This is a genomic window from Actinomyces graevenitzii C83 (assembly GCF_000239695.1).
GTDB classification, from domain to species: Bacteria; Actinomycetota; Actinomycetes; order Actinomycetales; family Actinomycetaceae; genus Actinomyces; species Actinomyces graevenitzii.
Genome location: NZ_JH470338.1, coordinates 268,101 through 282,914, shown reverse-complemented (window position 1 = coordinate 282,914; position 14,814 = coordinate 268,101). Strand labels below are relative to the sequence as shown.

The 14,814-nt window shown below is 57.2% G+C and carries 10 protein-coding genes; 6 read left to right on the top strand and 4 right to left on the bottom strand.

Translation table 11 applies throughout. The features are described 5' to 3' along the window. Positions 1–151: 151 nt before the first annotated feature. Positions 152–1,423 (bottom strand): MFS transporter, encoded by a 1,272-nt coding sequence (locus tag HMPREF0045_RS01255; protein WP_040315638.1) that lies wholly within the window; start codon positions 1,421–1,423, stop codon positions 152–154. Between the two features lie 115 nt (positions 1,424–1,538). Further along, complete coding sequence (locus HMPREF0045_RS01250) at positions 1,539–2,507, bottom strand: PAC2 family protein (protein WP_005984746.1); 969 nt, start codon at positions 2,505–2,507, stop codon at positions 1,539–1,541. A 221-nt stretch (positions 2,508–2,728) separates the two neighbouring features. Between HMPREF0045_RS01250 and HMPREF0045_RS01245 the strand changes: the two genes are divergently transcribed. From HMPREF0045_RS01245 to HMPREF0045_RS01235, 3 genes are all read left to right on the top strand, one after another. Continuing rightward, positions 2,729–5,038, top strand: a complete 2,310-nt coding sequence (locus tag HMPREF0045_RS01245; protein ID WP_005984745.1) for a HelD family protein — start codon at positions 2,729–2,731, stop codon at positions 5,036–5,038. A 158-nt stretch (positions 5,039–5,196) separates the two neighbouring features. Beyond that, entirely contained in the window at positions 5,197–7,179 is a 1,983-nt protein-coding gene (locus tag HMPREF0045_RS01240) for an AMP-binding protein (protein ID WP_005984744.1), read from the top strand. A 96-nt stretch (positions 7,180–7,275) separates the two neighbouring features. Then, positions 7,276–7,812 (top strand): GNAT family N-acetyltransferase, encoded by a 537-nt coding sequence (locus HMPREF0045_RS01235; RefSeq protein WP_005984743.1) that lies wholly within the window; start codon positions 7,276–7,278, stop codon positions 7,810–7,812. Between the two features lie 67 nt (positions 7,813–7,879). Here the strand turns inward: HMPREF0045_RS01235 and HMPREF0045_RS01230 are convergent, their stop codons facing one another. Next, entirely contained in the window at positions 7,880–9,220 is a 1,341-nt protein-coding gene (locus tag HMPREF0045_RS01230) for a M16 family metallopeptidase (RefSeq protein WP_005984741.1), read from the bottom strand. A gap of 457 nt (positions 9,221–9,677) precedes the next feature. On the opposite strand from HMPREF0045_RS01230, the gene HMPREF0045_RS01225 reads away from it, so the two are divergent. The 3 genes from HMPREF0045_RS01225 (at position 9,678) to HMPREF0045_RS01215 (ending at position 12,331) form a co-directional block, all read left to right on the top strand. After that, a complete protein-coding gene (locus HMPREF0045_RS01225; protein ID WP_081466768.1) occupies positions 9,678–10,451 on the top strand; it encodes an ATP-binding cassette domain-containing protein in 774 nt (257 codons plus the stop codon). A 388-nt stretch (positions 10,452–10,839) separates the two neighbouring features. Continuing rightward, positions 10,840–11,760 (top strand): hypothetical protein, encoded by a 921-nt coding sequence (locus HMPREF0045_RS01220; protein ID WP_155813063.1) that lies wholly within the window; start codon positions 10,840–10,842, stop codon positions 11,758–11,760. Positions 11,761–11,821: 61 nt separating this feature from the next. Then, complete coding sequence (locus HMPREF0045_RS01215) at positions 11,822–12,331, top strand: hypothetical protein (RefSeq protein WP_005984734.1); 510 nt, start codon at positions 11,822–11,824, stop codon at positions 12,329–12,331. Between the two features lie 114 nt (positions 12,332–12,445). On the opposite strand, the gene HMPREF0045_RS01210 is transcribed toward HMPREF0045_RS01215, so the two are convergent. Continuing rightward, a complete protein-coding gene (locus HMPREF0045_RS01210; protein WP_005984732.1) occupies positions 12,446–14,791 on the bottom strand; it encodes a polyribonucleotide nucleotidyltransferase in 2,346 nt (781 codons plus the stop codon). Positions 14,792–14,814 lie beyond the last annotated feature (23 nt).

Below are 14,814 nucleotides of genomic sequence, written 5' to 3'. Positions count from 1 at the left end.
CGGCCGCTGCGCTAGCCGTAACACTAGCGCTAACCGCACCAGAGGGCGTTACAGTTTTTGTGCCAGCGCAGGCACACAGCAACACTAAACCCAAAGCACTAGCTACAACGCTAAGTACCGGTTTTTTTTAAGCAGCTTACTCATGAGCATTTCAGCTTTCTTGAGGAATAACTACCTGGGGATGCAGACGGCGTGAAACAATCAGCAAACCTACTACCAGTAGTGCAATGATAACGCCCATAGCGCCAAAAGCAACGATAAAATCGCTACCAGTGCGCGCTCCCCCACGCAGGTCAAGAATTAATCCCACCAGCTCAACAGCAATAATTGAGGAAACAAAACCACCGGTATTAACCGTACCAATAGCCACGCCCCAACGTGAACGCTGGGTATATTCACGCACAATATCAAAACCCAAAGCGCCCACACATGAACCAATAGCAGCCCCAATAATCACAATTAACGCTGCCGCCGCTGAAGGCGACAAAGCCAGCCCCACCACCCAGGTCAAGACACTTATCGCATAGGCAGCCAGGCAGGTTTGCAGCCGGCGCCTAGGCCAGCGCCCAGAAATAATTCCAGCCGGAATCCCGGCGGCCACCAAAAATAAGCCCTCTAGGCTGAGCATGGTGGCGCTAACCGTGTCGCTTAAATGCATTCCCTGACGCATCCAGGCTGAACCCCACATCAGGGCAATCACGTTAAAAGGAAAAGCTGCCGTAGCGTGAATCATCCACCCCACCCAGGTGGCGCGGTTACGCAGCACCGCCCCCATAGAGCGCCTAACTGATTCAGTTTGCGCCACCGGTGCCTTAGTGCCTGAAGGATCATCGCGCACCAGCACCGCCGTAGCCACGGCCGCTATAAACACCGCCAAAGCCACCAGGTTAAAGCTGGTAGACCAGCCGTAATCATGCAGCCACCACACCACTGGGAAAGCGCTGATTACCTGCCCAATCTGGCCACCCACGTTAGTTATCTGGGTTAGTAGCGGCACCCGGGAAGCACTAAACCAGGCCGGCAAAAACCGCACCACACCAATAAAAGCGGTGGCGTCGCCGGCCCCCACCAGAGCCCTAGCCGCGAGCGCGGTGGGGAATGTGTGGGCTTGGGCGAGGGCTAGTTGGCCTAGACCTACGATGATTAGGCCGCAGGTGAGTACTTTGCGTGAGCCGTAGCGGTCTAGTAGGAGGCCTACGGGGATTTGGGCGGCGGCGTAGACGGCTAGCTGGCCCATGATGAATACGGCTAGTTGGGCTGAGGATAGGCCGAAGCGGTGGTCTGCCCAGGGTACGGCCACGCCGAAGGAGGTGCGTGCGCACATGGCCATGCAGTAGGCCAGGCCTCCGCCTAAAAATACGATCCAGGCTTTTAGCCCGTCTTTTTGGTTTGTGGCCTGTTGGGCGGGGGCTGATTTTTTCACGGTATTAGATGTTAGCCGTGCCTGGGGCATTTCCTGGATTTGGGACGGGGGTTGGGTTTGTGGTGCTGGCCGCGTTTAGACAGTGGCTGGGAGGCTAGTGGCCTCCTGGCTAGTTTTAGGTTTCTGGCTGGTCGCGGTTGGGGCCTTGGCTGGTGGCGTTTCTCGAGTTGTTGGGGCCGTTGCCCAAGTTGTTGGATTCGAGGAAGGCTTCGAGCTGGGCGGTGAGGGTGTCCAGGTCGGTGTCATTGAGATCCGCGTTTTGCAGACTTAGATCTGGTGGCGGGGATAAGACGCTGTCTAGTGACTTGTCGTATTGCTTCTCCAGGGCTTGCACGAGGGCGGCGACTTCTGGACGGTTGGCGACTTCGGTTTCGATGGCGTTTAGGTTGGTGATGGAGTTGGCTTCCAGGTCTCCTACCGGCAGGGCCAGGTTGATGGATTTGGCGATTGCGCGCAGCAGGGCTGAGGCGCTTTGAGGGAAGTCGTCTCGTAGTAGGTAGTGGGGTACGGAGGCGCTGACGCCGCGTGAGTCGAATCCGGCTTGGCCTAGGCGTAGTTCTAGGTAGTTGCCGTAGGCTGCAGGAAATTCCATGTAGCCGAAGGTTTTGGGATGGTTTGGGTCGTCTGGTACGTGTTGGCCGTGTTCGTATACCTGGGTGGGGCGAGTGTGCGGCACGGGCATGGGGATGCCGGCCATTCCCATGGCGGTGGTTACGCCTAGGGAGCGGGCCAGGTGGATGATGGCGTTGCTTAGTTCGTCCCAGCGGTAGTCAGGCTCGTCGCCGTGTAGGAAGAGGAATTCTTCGCCGTTATCGTCGCGTAGTAGTTCTAGGACCAGACTGGGGTGCGTGGCTTCTAGGAATTTGCCGTGGTCGTAGCTGATGGTGGGGCGCCGGGAGCGGTAGTCGATCAGGGCGTCGATGTTGAAGGTGGCCACTGCCTTGCCAGGCAGGGTGGTTAGTAGCTGCTCGGTAGCGAGGTTGGCGGCGTTACCGGCGTCGATGGCGCCGTCGAATTGGTGCAGTAGTACGCGGGGGTGGATCTGGGCGTGGCGCTCTAGATTCATGGTGTATAGCGTCTGCATGGTTCCCCCTTGTGTGTGGCAGCTTGTAGATTTTATGGCCGCTATTAGTTTTTTGCTGGTTTTGTTTCTTTGTTGGCTAACTGGTTTAGCTGGTCTTTTGTTCCATTTGTTTGGTGTCGTAGTGCTCACTGTGAACAAGTTGCAAGATTTGCTCGCGTTGTGGCTTTGAAACAAGAATAATGGATACTCGATTTTTACTGGCGTAAAGCGTGAGGTTTGTAGTGTCTGATGTGTCTGTCTCTAGTGCGTTGGCCCAGGCTATTGCCGATGAGCAGGTTGTAGTTGACCGTGCTTATAGGGAGCTTGATAGCCAAATTGCGCAGGCTCGCAAGACTTTAAGTGCTACTGAGGCTAGGGGTGCTTCGGGCACGCATCAGGCGCGCGGTGAGCGTGACGCGTTTGCGGCTCACTATGCTAATCGGATTGCCACCCTTGAGGGTGTGGAGCACCGACTGGTTTTTGGGCGTATGGATAATAGTGACGGTTCACGTCACTATGTGGGGCGCGTGGGTTTGCATGATGATCAGCGCCGTGAGGTGCTGTTGGATTGGCGTGCCCCGGCGGCGCGGGCTTTTTATCAGGCTACCGCGCGTGAGCCTTTGGGGCTGCGACGACGTCGTCATATAACCACCCGGGGCCGCACGGTTAGCGGGGTTGAAGATGAGCTGCTGGTGGTGGATGCTGCGGCGGCTAGTGACGTGACGCTTCAGGGCGAGGGTGCTTTGATGGCGGCGCTTAATGAGGCCCGCGCGGGTCGTATGGGCGATATTGTGGCCACTATCCAGGCTGAGCAGGATCGGATTGTTACTGCTGATGGGCCGGGAATTTTGGTGGTTCAGGGCGGCCCGGGTACGGGTAAGACGGCGGTGGCTTTGCACCGGGTGGCTTATTTGTTCTACACCGAGCGGGAGCGTTTGGAGCGCTCTGGGGTGTTGTTGGTGGGCCCGTCACGGACGTTTTTGCGTTATGTGGAGCAGGTTTTGCCTTCTTTGGGTGAAACGGGTGTGGTTTCGACGACGATCGGGGATTTGGTCCCGGGCTACCATGCCACGGTTAGTGAGCCTAGCAAGCTGGCGCACCTTAAAGGTTCACTGGTGTTTAAAGACATTTTGTATTCTTTGGCGCGTGCTTTGCAGCGAGTGCCGCAGGAGCCTCGCCCAATTGTGGTTAATGAGGTGGTTTTGCAGCTTACTCCCGAAGATGTGCGTCAGGCTCGTTCGCGGGCGCGCCGCTCGGGTAAGCCCCATAACCAGGCGCGGGAAACTTTCGTGTTGTGGCTACTAGAGCGGTTAACTGATCAGTATGCGGCTAAGAAGGAGATGCTTGATCCTTCTGACCCCGACACGCGGGCTTGGATCCGTGAGGATATTCGTACCAGCCGTGATGCGCGCCGGGAAATTAACCTGTGCTGGATGCCTACCGATGCGCAGGCTTTGCTCGATAAGCTGTTTTCGCGCCCGCAGCTGCTAGATAAGCACGCTAAGCAGCTAACTAAAGCGCAACGTAAGCTACTGCTGCGCCCGGCTGGCTCGCCGCTAAGTGAGGCCGATATTCCTTTGCTTGATGAGCTGTTGGAGCTGCTAGGCCCCATGGATGATGTTTCAGCCCGCCAGGCACGCCAGGCTGAGGCGGAGCGGGCTCGTGAGTTGGAGTATGCCCAGCAGGCTATTGCTTCCCAGGGCCTAGGTGGAGGCATGGTTAGCGCCCAGACTTTGGTTGACCGCTACAGTGGCGGCGGGGCTATTGCGCCACTGGCTGAGCGCGCCCGGGCGGATCGGACCTGGACCTATGGCCATGTGGTGGTTGATGAGGCCCAGGAGCTGGGGGCGATGGCTTGGCGAGCTTTAGCCAGGCGCTGCCCGCTGCGTTCGTTTACGGTGGTTGGGGATTTGGCCCAGTTCTCTGGCACGACGCCGCCGCGTTCTTGGCGTCAGGTGCTTACTCCCCTGGGGGTGCGTGCAGATGAAGCTGCTGATATTCAGGCTGCTAAGGGGGCTAGTGGCACCCCTATGCGCCAGGAGGTACTAACCGTGTGTTACCGCACCCCTAAGACCATTATGAAGGCAGCTGAGGCGGCTGTGGCCAGCTATGGTTTGCAGGTGCCTTACCCGGTTACTTCGGTGCGTGACTTAGATGATGCCCTGGTAGTTGAGGCGGTTACACCGCAGCTTTACGCCCAGCGTTGGCGTGAGGTTGTGGCCGCTAAATGTAGCCAGCTTGATGAGCAGCTGGGGAAGGATCAGGGCACTATTGTGGTGATTTCTAATGACCCTGCCCACCTTGAGGCATTGCTGGGTGAAGATGAGTATTTAGCCGAGCAAATGTTTTGCCCTGAGGGGGATTTGCTGCGGGCCCGCGTGGCGGTTATGAGCCCGCTGACCAGTAAGGGCCTGGAGTTTGATGTGGTGTTGCTTGATCAGCCGGGCCAAATAGGCCAGGTTTCTCCCGGTGACTTGTATGTGGCCATGACTCGCCCCACTAAGCAGCTGCATATTTTGCACACTGGCGAGTTAGGTTTTTCCCTGAAATAGGCGGATACCGGGCGCTGCTAAATTGGTTTTCGATAGGCGATCTTGATGCGTTTTTTCTCTAAGTTGCGGCGAAAAAGGAAAAAATACGCTACCGTAACTTACGCAACCGTAAGTTACGTTGCCTATCGAGCCAGTTGGCACACTCTTTAGGAGGAACCTTGAGCGCCGCAGACTACCAGCGCCCTCACTACGCCCCGGGCGTTCCCGCAGTGGTGGCCCTACCGACCCAGCCCCTTAGTACTGTGCTCGACGACACCGCTAAGCGTTTCCCGCAGCGGATCGCGGTGGATTTTTTAGGCACTAACATCACCTATGCCCAGCTACATGCCCAGGTGCAGCGCGCCGCTGAGGCGCTACGACGTCTGGGTGTACGCAAGGGTGACGTAGTGGCCTCTATTTTGCCTAACTGCCCCCAGCACTTGGTGTTGGCTTACGCCACCTGGCGTATTGGTGCGGTGCTAGCTGAACACAACCCGCTAGCCCCCTCCAGCCAGATCGAAGAGCAGCTTAAGCTACACGGCGGCAAGCTAATTATTGGTTGGGAAAAATCTCTAGCTCAGCTAGATAAAGACATCAACCTGCGCGATTACAACGTTTACGCCGTCAACATGACCTCGGCGTTACCACGTCACCTACAGGCGGCTCTGCGCCTACCGGTTAAGGCTGCACGCGCTAAGCGTGAAGAGATGCGCGCTCCGGTACCTAGCTGGATTGGCTCCTGGGACCGCCTGGTTGCCTCCAGCCCGGCCCTACCGGCTGATACTGCCCTACCTGACGTTAATGATGTAGCAACGCTGCTACACACCGGTGGCACCACCGGCACCCCTAAGGCGGTAAAGCTAACCCACATGAACCTGGGTTCTAACACTGCCATGGGGTTGGCTTGGGCTGGCCCGCACGTTAAGGACGGGCAGGAAGTGTTCTACTCGGTACTGCCCTACTTCCACGCTTTTGGACTAACCCTATCCATGCTGTGTGCAGTTGCTTTGGCGGCCACCCAGGTGGTGCTACCAAAGTTCAGCGTGTCGCTAGTAATTGAGGCCTGGAAGCGTCAGCCCTGTACTTTCTTCCCCGGCGTACCGGTTATTTTTGACCGCCTAGCTAAAGCCGCAGCCAACCCGCGCCCCGGCCAGGTAATGCCTGATTTCACTTCTTGCTCCATTGCTCTTTGTGGCGCTGCAGCCACGCCCCGGGAAGTGGCTACTGCTTGGGAGGAGCTAACTGGCCACTACCTCATTGAGGGCTATGGCATGACTGAAACCTCCCCCATCATCATGGGTAACCCCATCACCGATGAGCGTCGCCCAGGGGCTTTGGGTGTGCCCTTCCCCTCCACCGACATTTTGCTAGTTGATCCTGAAGACCCAGACCCCTCCCGCCCGGTACCCAGGGGTGAGGTTGGCGAGATTGCAGTGCGCGGGCCCCAGGTGTTTGCCGGCTACCTGAACAACCCTGAAGAAACCGCCCAGGTGATGCTTGAAGGCGGCTGGCTACGCACCGGTGACCTAGCCCGCATCGACACTGATGACTTCTATGTCATGACTGATCGGCGTAAAGAACTGATCATTTCTGGCGGCTTCAACATTTACCCCACCGAGGTGGAGGCTGCTGTGCGCTCCATGCCGGGGGTTGAGGATGTCGCCGTGGTGGGTCTGCCCGAGCAAAGCGGTAACGAGTCAGTAGTGGCCGCGATTGTGGCCCAGGCCGGCGCCAACATCACCTTAGAAGAGGTACGTGCCTGGGCTGAGAAGCACATTGCCCACTACGCCCTGCCACGCCAGATCGCTATTGTGCAGGAACTACCACGCTCCCAGATCGGCAAGGTTATGCGCCGCGTGCTGCGTGAAGAGCTACTAAACGCCCGCGAATCTGCTGGTCAGGCGGCCACCAAAGCCCAAGAAGCCGCCGGTCAGGCCGCCGTGCGCGCCCAGGACACCGCCTCTAAAGCCCAAGAGGCAGCTGCTCAGGCGGCCGTAAAGGCTCAAGAAGCCGCTGCCAAAGCGCAGGAGGTAGCTGGCCAGGCCGCCGCAAAGGCCCAGGAGACTGCCGCCAAGGCACAGGAGGTAGCTGGTCAAGCCGCTGCCAAAGCGCAGGAAGCAGCGGCCAAGGCCCAAGAGGCAGCCAAGAAGCTCAAGCGCTAAGCACGCTAGCTTTAAGACCAGTTGCTAAGTTTCCATTGGGACCTTAGCAACTGGTCTTTCAATGTCTAAGGTGCCAGCCATAGTACACTTTGGCCCATGACTTCTCAGGCTAGTGATAGCAACTGTTTTGTACGCCCCGCCAGGGTTGAAGACCTAGAGGCCATGGGCATAGCTCACGCTGGCGCCATGCTAGCCACCTTGCAGGCCGGCAGCAGCCAGGAGCTACCGGTGAGCGTTAGTGCCATGATCACCCCTGCCGTACTGGCTTCAGGCTGGCAAGAAGCGGTCACTAACCCACCCTCCCCCAACCACCACGTGCTGGTAGCTACCCAGGCGGGCGCCGTCGTCGGCCTAGCAGCCCTAGCCCCTGACAGCGACGGCGACGGCGAAATCACCGCCCTAGCCGTACACCCCGCCTACCAGCGCCACGGACACGGCTCACGCCTCCTCGCCGCCTGCGCCGACCTGGCCAAACAAAACAAGATGGCCAATATTTCCATGTGGGTTATTCGCGGAGACGAATCATATGTGCGCCTGCTAACCAGCGCCGGACTGGCACCTATGGCCGGAGCTCAACGCAAACTGAGCGTAGGCCAAGACGTAAGCGAAGTATGCTGGGGCGCCAGCCTCTAGACGCTGGCGCCCCGCACCTAGGTGCCCTAAAGTGAGCACCCCAAATTGGGCAGTTAAAAGTGCCAGCTCAGCGCTGGCCCACCACCACCTGGGCGCGCGGTCCGTTAGCCAACCAGGCCGCCACTGCCCGCACCTGCTCGGCGTCAACCGCATCAAGTAGACGCAGGTTTTCAGCCATTGAACGCAGGCGACCAGTACTCACCTCAGCCCGGCCTAAACGCCCCATACGTGCCAGGGAGTCCTCTCCCCCCAGCACCATGGAACCTCGCAGCTGACCACGTGCCCGCTCTAGCTCCTGTTCGCTGACCCCGTCGCTAGCGAGACGCTCCCACTGCGCGCTCATCAGTTCCAGCACCTGGTCAACGTTTTCCTTGGCGCAGCCGGCGTAGATCCCAAAGGCCCCCGCATCGGCGTAGCTAAGGTCAAAAGCGTAGGTGGTGTAGGCCAGTCCGCGCTGCTCACGGATGGACTGGAACAGGCGCGAAGACATGCCGCCACCCAAAATCGTGGTCATCACACTAAGGGGCCAGCGCCGCTCATCACCGATAGCGATGCCGGGGGTGCCCAAATACACGTGGCTTTGTTCGCTTTCGCGCTCCACATACATGTCTTGGGGCTTTAGCTTCTGCAGCTGGCTGGCCTCACTGCGGCGAGCACGCGGCAGGGCTTGACTGTCTGTATTCCAGCCTACCTGGGCTAGCTGCTCAGACACCTGCTGGCAGATCTGGTCATGGTTAACATGCCCAGCTGCGGCCACAATCAAAGTATCGGAAGCATAGTTGCGCTGATAGTGGTCCCACACGGCGTCGCGTGGCACATCCACCACGGCCTGGGCGGTGCCGCCTACCGGCCGACCCAGCTCAGTGTCTTGGCCAAAAACCGATTTAACGAAGGTTTCATGGGCCAGGTCGCTAGGGTCATCGGCGGCTTCCGCTAGCTCTGAGACAATCACGCCACGCTCAGTTTCCACCTCTTTGGGATCCAGCAGGGAGCTGGTAACCATGTCGGTGACAATATCTAGAGCCACCGGCATGTCACTGGCCTGCACCCGCGCATAGTAGGAGGTGTGTTCTTTTGACGTGGCCGCATTGGATTCGCCGCCAATCATGTCAAAAGCGGTGGCAATCTCGGCGGCGCTACGGCGCGCGGTACCTTTAAACAGTAGGTGCTCTAAAAAGTGAGTGGAGCCTTCTTGACCAGGGCGTTCGTCGCGGCTACCCACCCCGAACCAGTAGCCCACGCTGGCTGAGCGCAGTCCAGGCACATCCTCGGTAATGACCCGCACGCCGCCAGGCAAAATTGAGCGACGCAGGTGGGCGCCGTCGTCGTCAAGGAACAGCTCTGTGTCTGCTTGGCCGGCGACGCCGCGAAGCAGTTCGACCTCGCTATAAGACTGAAATTCACTCACTAGGCGAGCATATCAAGCAAGCCACTTAGCCCTGAAAACGCGCCTAAAAATGGTTGCGCTGGCGCTGAGGGCTGGAGGCAGGGTTAGTGGGCGGCCGGGGGTGATAGGGACTTAGCGGGCGGCGTCGGCAAATAAAAAGGAGGGTGAGACGTACCCCTAAAACGTCCCACCCTCGACTTTTTCGGCCAAAATTGACCGCATGTAAGCGCAAGCGGCTTAACGGGTTACATGTTAACGCATGCAAAGGCCCTGGTCATAGATAGTTGGCAGATAAGTGAGATATGTCCACCTAATGGGACACTAACCCTAGCAAACCAGACCTGCTTTGCAGGCTAGCGCTGACAGCGATAGGCAAGTTTCTGCTGATCACAGGGATGGTTGGCAAGCTCTGGCGATATTTACGACGACGCCGGGGCGCTTACGTCATTGACGCTAAGTGAGCGTGTTAACCTAGCCGATGAAGCAGATTACATGCGTTCCTTTAGCTCAAGTTACTGAGAACAGGCAAATAATGACGCTAGAGTTGCAAGAGATTGGTTTTCACTACCGTAGCGGTGAGCAGATTTTAAATAATTGCTGCCACACATTTGAAAACGGTATAACCGCACTAGTAGGCGACAATGGTTCGGGTAAAACCACTCTCTTGCGGCTACTAGCTAGTTTGCTTAAACCCAAATCTGGGCAGATAAATTACTGCGGTCACTCTATTCACACCTCAGCCAGTAAGCTAGCTGAATATCGCAAACTTTTAGGCTGGCTCCCCCAACAGGCCAGCCTAGCTAAAAATATAGTAGCAATAGATTACTTGCGTTACCTTTGTTGGCTTAAACAAATTCCTAGCCGCGAAGCCGAAACCGCTATAACTAACCTGACCCAGCAGCTAGAAGTTGAGCAAGTTTTAGCTTGCCCTATGCGCCAGCTTTCAGGCGGCACTCGCAGGCGTGTCACTCTGGCCGGAGCTATGCTTGGTAACCCTAAAGTGTTGCTACTAGACGAACCGTCTGTGGGACTTGACCCTACGCAGCGTCAAGCTTTCCTAAATGCTTTAACGCCACTTAGCAGCAAGTGCATTATTATCCTATCGACCCACATCCTTGAAGATGTTTTCTTAGCCGCTAATAGCTGCGTGACTATAGCAGACAAAACCATCAAATCTGCTTTTTCAATAGATGCTTTACGCGAGCAAGACGCATTAACTTTAGAGCTCCTTCGCTCCAAGATCGGTATGTAATATGTTTAAAGTATTGCTGCCTCGCCAGCGGATAGCTTTTGTCTTAGTTTGCGCAGTGCTATCTAGTTACTTTGTCTGGGAATTATTTAAACCGCGTGCTCAGTGGCTTGGCTGGTATCCGGCCGTAACCGGCGTTTTGCTTGGCACCACTTTGCTGCCCATGTGTTTTGCTGCCACCTTTGCAGCTTGGGCTGGTGGCTACCTCAAAAATCAGCCTCTACCAGACTTGATCAGGTTAAGCCCCCACCAGCCCTATGCCCCTGCACGTGAGCTTTTTGCAGCCATAACCTTAACCTTCACTGGCGTTACCTGGCTAATTTTCATTCCAGTCCAGATTTATGTCTGGCTGACCTCTGTGCATACCCAAAACTTATTGCTTCCTTGCCTTATGGCACTGCTAAATGTGTTGGTAAGTTACGCAGCGATGACCGCTTTAGGCCTTGCTTTAGCCCGATATTTGGGGGCTGTGCCCGCGATCTGTATAGCCCCTTGCCTGCCCTATACGCTGATTGCGCTTACTTCAGCCTATGATGGGGTGCAGTCTCTCGGCTTGGCCTTCACTTTTTGGGATAGCTTGCCTTGGCTGTACCTGCGCACTAGCACGGCTACTCTTACGCTGCGTTTGCTTTTTTGGGCGGCTGTCACCTGTACACTGCTGGCCTTTGTTTTCCAAGCAAGCGGGCTACTACGCAGGTGTGCGTTAGCACTGCTGGTAGTTATCACTGTCCTAACCGGTAGCTACGGTATAAACAGCACAGCTATTAGCGGCGCCGATAGTGCAGTTTGTAAATCTAACGCCACACTTACGGTATGTAGCCCCGCCTATGGGGCACAGGGTCTAGACGCTTACCTAACTCATGGCTCTTCGTTAATTAGTACGCTGCCTGCTAATTTACGCCCCAAAACCCTAGTTGGCGCAGTAACTGACCTTGAAGCTACTTTAGCTAGTGCACCTCAAAAAGCTATCTATGCACCAAGTGGCTTTGGTGAGTATATGGATACGGCTTTAGTTGATAGAGATGCTCTAGCTGCCAAGCTTGCCAGCAACTATCTGCTGGCTAACTGTACAGATAAGTCGGCAGGTAAAGACCTAAATTTAGGATTGTCACTGTGGTGGTTAAAGCGTAGTGGCGTGAGCGAAACTAGTTTGCCTGACTATGCCCAGCTACGCCCCTCTGCCACTAGCGAGGCGTTAGGGGCTGAAAAGTATCTCAGCTCTGTGCCTTATGCTTCCCTTGAGAACACTTTGAACCGTAAAGCCCAGAAGATTCTTGCCTGTGAAGCCACACTTGACGATATTAAAAAATAGCTGCCATCGTAGTACAGTTATCGGCATTTTAGTTAGCCTTACTGCTTGGCTAACTTCAGCTGTGCTCAGTGAAGTGCAAATTCGGGTCCACCCCGACACCACTGCCTCCATTGCCTCCCAAGAGCAGTTGGGCACGCTAGCGGGCGCCGTCGCGATTAGTGCCAGCACCATGATGCTTTCCCCAAGCGTCCCCTGGGCTGAATTTACTAGCAAGAGTGGTGTACTGCGTTTACAGCTGCTACGCACCAGCGTGTTTTTAGCGTTAAATCTTGCCTTAATAGGTTTAACGAATCTGCTCTTACCAGCCAATATAGATACTTGGTTTCGCACTTGGCTGCTGCTAATTCTTTGCGCTTTAACTGCATTAAGCGCTAGTTGGACTAACCGCTATGTAGCTGCCTTAGCTCCTATTGCGGTAGTGATGATAATGTCCCTGGCTGGGCTTGTACCTTGGGAGTTTAATTTTGTTTTTAATTTAGACACTGCCCCCTTCCAGGCTCCCCTGGCAGCGCTGCTTACAGTGTTGGCAGTGGTTGATAGCCGTCTGCACCTTAGTCGGCAATATTTCTAAACTTCACGTTAAAGTAAGTAGCGCGCAGCTTAGAGCACTTAGAGACAGGTTTGGGGCCGGAAAATTCCGACCCCAAACCTAAGCTCCTTGAGTTTGGCTCAAGGTGCAGGCGGTTCAGTCCTGAGTTTCTTCGCTCAGGGTGCGGGTGCGACGACGGCGGGGACGACGCTCACGTACCGGGGCGTCACCCTCCTCACGGGCGCCACGCTCGGCGCGGTGAGCCTCGCGAGCCTCGTTGTTGGCGGCTTCAGCAGCCAGCTGCTCTTCGTTCAGCACGGCGTGCAGGCTGAGCTTGCCACGCGGGTCGATCTCGGCCAGTTCAACCTGGACCTTGTCGCCAACCTTGAGGACATCCTCAACGTTCTCCACGCGCTTGCCACCAACTAGGCGACGGATCTGGCTGATGTGCAGCAGGCCATCCTTGCCGGGAGTCAGGGAGATGAAAGCACCGAAGGTGGTGGTCTTAACAACCGTACCCACGAAACGCTCGCCCACCTCAGGCATCTGGGGGTTGGCGATAGCGTTCACGGCTTCACGGGCGGCCTCAGCGGAGGGGCCGTCAGAGGCGCCAATGTAGACGGTGCCGTCGTCCTCAATGGTTAGCTCAGCGCCAGTGTCTTCCTGGATCTGGTTGATCATCTTGCCCTTGGGGCCGATAACCTCACCGATCTTGTCAACCGGGATGTTAACGGTCAGCACGCGCGGGGCGTAGGGAGAGAGCTCGTCCGGGGTGGAGATAGCTTCGTTGAGCACGCCCAGGATGTGCAGGCGGGCATCGCGAGCCTGGCCCAGGGCGCCGGCCAGAACCTCAGAGGGTAGGCCGTCAAGCTTGGTGTCCAGCTGCAGGGCGGTGATGAAGTCGGCGGTACCGGCAACCTTGAAGTCCATGTCGCCGAAGGCGTCCTCAGAACCGAGAATATCGGTCAGGGTGGCCCACTTGGTTTCGCCGTCGATTTCCTCGTGCATTAGACCCATGGCGATACCGGCAACAGGGGCGCGCAGCGGCACACCGGCCTGCAGCAGGCTCAGGGTGGAGGCACACACGCTACCCATGGAGGTGGAGCCGTTGGAGCCTAGAGCCTCAGAGACCTGACGGATAGCGTAGGGGAACTCTTCACGGCTAGGCAGCACCGGCACCAGGGCGCGCTCGGCCAGGTTACCGTGACCGATTTCGCGACGCTTGGGGGCACCCACACGCCCGGTCTCACCGGTGGAGAAGGGCGGGAAGTTGTAGTGGTGCATGTAGCGCTTGGCGGTGATGGGTGAAAGGTTGTCCAGCTGCTGTTCCATGCGCAGCATGTTCAAGGTGGTCACGCCCAGGATCTGGGTTTCACCACGCTCGAACAGGGCCGAGCCGTGTACGCGCGGAAGTACCTCAACCTCGGCAGCCAGGGTACGGATGTCCTTGGTGCCACGGCCATCCATACGGATGCCCTCGGTCAGGGTGCGGTGACGCACCAGCTTCTTGGTGACGGACTTGAAGGCGGCCTTGAGGGCCTTCTCGTCGTCTTCCTCGGGGAAACGCTCAGCTAGCTGGGCCAGGACCTGGTCGCGGATAGCTTCCACGGCCTCGTCGCGGGCCTGCTTGCCTTCGGTGCTTAGAGCCTGGGCTAGGCCAGCCTCCTTAGCAGCGGTCTCGACGGCGTCGTACTGCTCGTCGGTGTAGTCCAGGTAGAGCGGGAACTCGGCGGTGGGCTTGGAAGCGTGGGCAGCCACCTCCATCTGGGCTTCGCACAAAACCTTGATGAAGGGCTTGGCGGCCTCTAGACCCTCGGCTACTACAGCCTCGGTGGGGGCCACAGCGCCAGCCTTGATCAGGTTCCAGGCGTGCTCGGTGGCACCAGCCTCAACCATCATGATGGCCACGTCGCCGTCTTCCAGCACACGACCGGCCACAACCATCTGGAAGGTGGCGCGCTCAATCTCGCTGTAACGGGGGAAAGCTACCCACTGGCCGTCAATCAGGGCGATGCGAGTACCGGCCACCGGGCCCGCGAAGGGCAGCCCAGCAATCTGGGTGGACATGGAGGCGGCGTTAATAGCTAGAACGTCGTAGGCGTCGTCGGGAGCGATAGACAGTACGGTCTCAACTACCTGGACCTCGTTACGCAGGCCCTTAACGAAGGAGGGGCGTAGCGGGCGGTCAATCAGACGGCAAGCCAGGATAGCTTCGGTGCCAGCGCGGCCTTCACGACGGAAGAAAGAACCGGGGATGCGGCCGGCGGCGTACTGACGCTCTTCCACATCCACAGTGAGGGGGAAGAAGTCGAACTGGTCTTTGGGGTGCTTGCCAACAGTGGTGGCAGACAGGATGGCGGTCTGACCATCCAGGTAAGCCATAGCGGAGCCAGCGGCCTGCTTGGCTAGTCGTCCGGTTTCAAAACGGACTACGCGCTTACCAAAAGCGCCATTGTCGATTACGGCTTCAGCCGCAGTGACCTCAGGGTCATCAATGAACATCTAAATTCACTTTCGTCTTCTCT